Origin of the sequence: Vibrio sp. V43_P6S15P86 (assembly GCF_009904725.1) — a bacterium.
In the GTDB taxonomy this organism is placed as follows: Bacteria; Pseudomonadota; Gammaproteobacteria; order Enterobacterales; family Vibrionaceae; genus Vibrio; species Vibrio diabolicus.
The window spans coordinates 1-4600 of the sequence record NZ_WXWT01000232.1 but is presented as its reverse complement, the minus strand read 5'-3'; the positions used below and the strand labels follow the sequence as shown (position 1 = coordinate 4600).

The following is a 4600-nucleotide window of genomic DNA, read 5'->3' as shown; positions in this document are numbered from 1 at the left end:
ATTACAAACACTCTCAAACGTATCAGGTAAACCTCGACGATTTAGAACTGGTTTTTTCAACTTCTAGACGCAACATATCTAATATACTGAGAATACTTGACAGCTACAATTGGATCCATTGGGAGCCAGGTCGTGGCCGTGGGAAAGCCAGCACACTAAAAGTGACGGTAACAATACATCAAGCCCTCTACTTTACGATTCGTAATGAAATCAACAATGGTAGCTTTGACGTCATCTCGAGGTTACTTGAGCATTACCGTAGCACTGCTGTAAGCGCACTTAGCCAAGCACTCGCAGAAGTTTCAGAAGAAAACAAAGATTCAAATACACTCATCGTCAGCCAGTATCCTTGGGTAGATGAGCTAACTCCTTCACTGACTTATCGCTTTTCAGAACTGCAGGTAATACGCAGCTTGTATGACACCCTATTTACCGTTGATCACTACGGTCAATTAAAAAATCACCTCGCTTGTGAGTACAAAAATGAAGGCAGTTGTATATATATTTGGCTCCGCCCTGATATCTGCTGTCACGATGGGCTAACATTACAAGCAGAAGATGTCGTACACTCTTTAAATAAGCTCGTTACAACAGATGGCCCCGTCCAAAAATTACTTCAGCAAGTCACTCGTATCAGCTTCGATAATGCCAAACAAGCTATACGTATTGACTTAAAGCAGCCTAATAACTTATTCATTTACTGCTTAGCAACCGCAAATGCGTCTATCACTACTCGACGTCAGAAGAGCTTTAAAGGTCGCAGTATCACAATAGGTACTGGCCCGTTTGTACTTAGGCATTGGGATACCAACAAAATAGTACTGAAGAAACATCATAACTATTTCGCAAAAAAGGCATTATTGGAGCAAATAACGCTCTCTCATCAAGGGACTGAGCTGGATCAATACATCAGTTATAATCAGGAAACTGACGATACCGAATGTTATATGATTCAGGCATTTTCTTTTCTAGCACGTAATCGTCGCGCCGAGTGCTCACTAAGCGAGCAAACTTGGCAGCGCCTATTTTCTTTTATCGAGAGTCGTAGATTTGAATTTGCCAAAGCGAATGGCTTGGAAACGATGCACATTCTCGATGATAACTCTCACAACGAGAGTGTTCCTCAGCTTGAGGGAACGTTAGTCATAACCCATCCAAAGTGGACGATTGATTATTTAAGTAAAGCGAACCAATGGATCGTAGATTTAATCCGTCAAACTGGGTTGCATGTAGAATTTGTGGAGCTAACTGACGCTAGTAATCCTCAACTTGTAAAAGAACAAGCCGACTTGCTCTTTGTCGAAGATGTCATTGAGCCACCTTTAACCTATGGAATTTATGAGTGGCTATTAACAGGCACAGGTATTCGATTTGCTCTTCACTCTGATGAATTTGAACAGCATGTGAATCACGTACACGATGCAGTCTCAGATCCCACGCCTGAAAAACGTTTGGAGGGAATACTCTCAGAGCTCAGAGATGGTACAACAATCTTACCATTGTTCTGGGGGCAAGAAAAAATCACCAGAGCGAAAGGTGTAAGCGGTGTTCAACTCCGTAAATCTGGGTACAGTGATTTCTACAAACTAAGAGTCAGAGCCGGACAAGACTAATCTGTTAGAAGCTTCTGTTTGCTAATTACTTTGGTAATCTACGATGTGAGTTTTCAAAATAACGCTTAATCGTACTAAGCGAGCACAAAATTGAACTCACCGACCACACGACCATCAATGTTGACAGGCTCAAACTGCAAATAATCACGGGCTTTTCCGCCCCACCACTCGTTACCAGTTCGCCCTTTCAAATAAAGCTGAGTCGTTAACAGCTCTTTCTCTCCACGCCACAATTTTACGTGGATGTGGGGAGGTCGAGAGCTATATGGAACCGGAAATAACGTTTGAAAAAGGTAATTCCCATCTTCGCCAGTTAAAACTGCACCAAAGCCTGCAAAGTGAGGATCAAACTTATTATTGTTAGGTTGATTCGGGTGATCATAGATGCCTTGTCCATCACATTGCCATATTTCTATTTTCATTTCAGACAATGGGTTTCCTGCTGTATCCATTACCTTACCCTGAAGAAAAATGGGCTCACCAATAAGACCTTTCGACTGCAAAATCAAATTTTGACGAAGTGGCACTGGAACCACGGGATAAAATGGCCCTTCCGTTTGAGGCGGTGTCGGCTTCATTGGGCTAGCGGATTTTAGCGAAGGCGCAAATATTAGCGACCATAAAGCTAAGAAGTGTCGACGTTCCATATCATCACCAGTGATTGTTTACCTTACTTAAGTTTGGTGATTCTTGATGATTTTTCCAGCGTAGCAGTACACTACAACAAACATGCCTCTGTTCAGGGCAACGCTGAACAGAGGCATTTACAAATTAGCTACTAATAATTAAACGGCTTCAAAGGCTAGTGCTTTCTTCTCTACCTGACGGAAGATAAGAGTGAGCAAACCATTTACGGTTAAATAAAATGCGCCTGCAATACCAAATACCGTCAACGTATCGTAAGTTTGTGCGTTAATGCGCTGCGCGTAACCCATCAGATCCATGATCGTAATCGTGCTTGCTAGTGAAGTACCTTTGAAGACTAAAATCACTTCGTTCGAATAAGCCGGAACGGCACGACGAATAGCGTATGGCAGCAGCACTTTTAGCGTTGCGGTTTTGTTCATCCCTAGAGCACGACACGCTTGCCATTGACCAGAAGGAATCGCGTTAAACGCGCCTTTAAACAGCTGAGTGCTGTACGCCGCGGTATTCAGTGCTAACGCTAACATCGCACAGAACCAAGGTTGGCTTAACCATGTCCAAAAAACACTTTCTCTCACTACATCAAACTGACCCGGACCGTAGTAAACCAAGAAGATCTGTACCAACAAAGGCGTACCAGTAAACAAGGTGATGATGCCACGGCTTACCCAATGCAAACCCGGAGTACGTAGGATCAGAGTCAGCGTCATCATCAAAGCTAAGAGGCAGCCGACAACCAAGGAAGCGGCGGTTAATTGAAGGCTAGTACCTAAGCCATCCAGCATTTGCCAAGCGTGTTGTTCGTTCATGCGGTAGCCTCCTGTCCCATACTCATGCCTTGAATTGAGAACTTCTTATCAATCAGTTTTACGGCACGTTGCGTAATCAAAGTAATGCCTAAGTAAATCGCCGCAGCAGTTGCGTACCATGCAAAGGCTTCATGAGTTGCTGCCGACGTTAGCTGCGCTTGTTTCAACAAATCTGTTACGCCGATCAGTGATACAAGTGCGGTATCTTTCAACAGAACCAACCATTGGTTAGTTAAACCTGGTAGCGCGTGTCTTACTGCTTGTGGCAAAACAATGCGAACAAAAGCATGTGCCTGACTGACGCCGAGTGCACTTGCTGCTTCTCTCTGCCCTCTTCCAACGGCTTTTAACGCGCCACGTAGAGTTTGAGAAGCATAAGAAGCGAAGATTAACGACAACGCCACCACGCCAGACAAAAACGGGCTAACTTCAATAAAGTCGCCGGTGATTAAAAACAGAACCTGCGTCGAACCAAAATAGATGAACAACACGACAAGGATTTCTGGCAAGCCACGGACAATCGTCACAAATGCCGTCATTGGCCATTTAACGAAAACGCGGCGAGACATTTCACCACTGGCGAATACCACTGCCAGAATCAAACCGACTAAAAGGCTTGTGAAGGCTAGCTGGACAGTCATCCAACTAGCTTGAACAAGCGATAAAGAGTAACCCGTTAGTGCCATATTACTTACCGAAGTACTTGTTGTAGATTACGTCGTATTCGCCGTTCGCTTTCACTGTTTTCAGTGCCGTGTTCAGCTTGTTCACTAGCTCATCGTTACCTTTATTTACTGCGATACCGAAACCGTTACCGAAATATTTAGGGTTGGTTACGTGCTCGCCCACGTATGCTAGATTGTCTTCTTTCTTGAACCATTCAGCTACGACTGCTGTATCACCAAATACAGAATCAATACGACCGTTCTTCATATCGATGAATGCGTCTTGGTAGCTAGAGTAAGGAACCGCTGTTACGCCCGGCATTTGCTCAATCAGGTAACTTTGGTGTGTTGAACCGTTTTGAACACCAACGCGCTTACCTTCTAGTGCTTTTTGATCAGCAACTTTTTCTTTGATAGAAACAAACGCTGCTGAGTTTTCATAGTATGCATTCGTGAAATTCACTTGCTCCAAACGCGCCTCAGTAATATCCATTGCAGAGATAGCCGCATCGTAGCGCTTGAATTTTAATGCAGGGATCAGGCTGTCAAAAGATTGATTGTGGAAGGTACATTTTGCTTCCATTTCTTTACATAGTGCGTTCGCCAGATCCACATCAAAACCTTGAATTTGGTTGTTTTCATCCATGTATTCGAACGGTGCGTAAGTTGCTTCCATCGCGAATTTGATCTCTTCTTGTGCTGCTGCGTTTGCTGCCATAGTTGCAGAAGAAAGGCCGATTAGTGAAGCTAGTAGAATCTTTTTCATTGCAATACTCCGTGTGTACTTAGTGGGCTGACACTCGCAATGACAGCCGAGCTTATCTGTTAAATAGACTGAACTTTAAAAACGTAATTTAGTGATTTAGGT

5 protein-coding genes are annotated in these 4600 nt (G+C 43.7%); 1 reads left to right on the top strand and 4 read right to left on the bottom strand.

The features are described from left to right. A partial coding sequence (locus CAG69_RS10145) for an ABC transporter substrate-binding protein (RefSeq protein ID WP_237668062.1) occupies nt 1–1613 on the top strand: 1613 nt, incomplete at its 5' end. 74 nt (nt 1614–1687) lie between these two features. Here CAG69_RS10145 and CAG69_RS10140 read toward each other — a convergent pair. From CAG69_RS10140 to CAG69_RS10125, 4 genes are all read right to left on the bottom strand, one after another. Continuing rightward, complete coding sequence (locus tag CAG69_RS10140) at nt 1688–2260, bottom strand: protocatechuate 3,4-dioxygenase (protein WP_012842497.1); 573 nt, start codon at nt 2258–2260, stop codon at nt 1688–1690. Nucleotides 2261–2398: 138 nt separating this feature from the next. Next, the gene (gene artM, locus CAG69_RS10135; protein ID WP_161444056.1) at nt 2399–3067 is read right to left on the bottom strand and encodes an arginine ABC transporter permease ArtM; all 669 of its coding nucleotides are present in this window, start codon (nt 3065–3067) and stop codon (nt 2399–2401) included. Continuing rightward, nucleotides 3064–3753: an arginine ABC transporter permease ArtQ gene (artQ, locus tag CAG69_RS10130; RefSeq protein WP_161444054.1), complete on the bottom strand. Its 690-nt coding sequence runs from the start codon at nt 3751–3753 to the stop codon at nt 3064–3066. Before artQ ends, artM begins: the two co-directional genes overlap by 4 nt. Before the next feature lies 1 nt (nt 3754). Beyond that, a complete protein-coding gene (locus tag CAG69_RS10125; protein ID WP_005390934.1) occupies nt 3755–4498 on the bottom strand; it encodes an arginine ABC transporter substrate-binding protein in 744 nt (247 codons plus the stop codon). Nucleotides 4499–4600 lie beyond the last annotated feature (102 nt).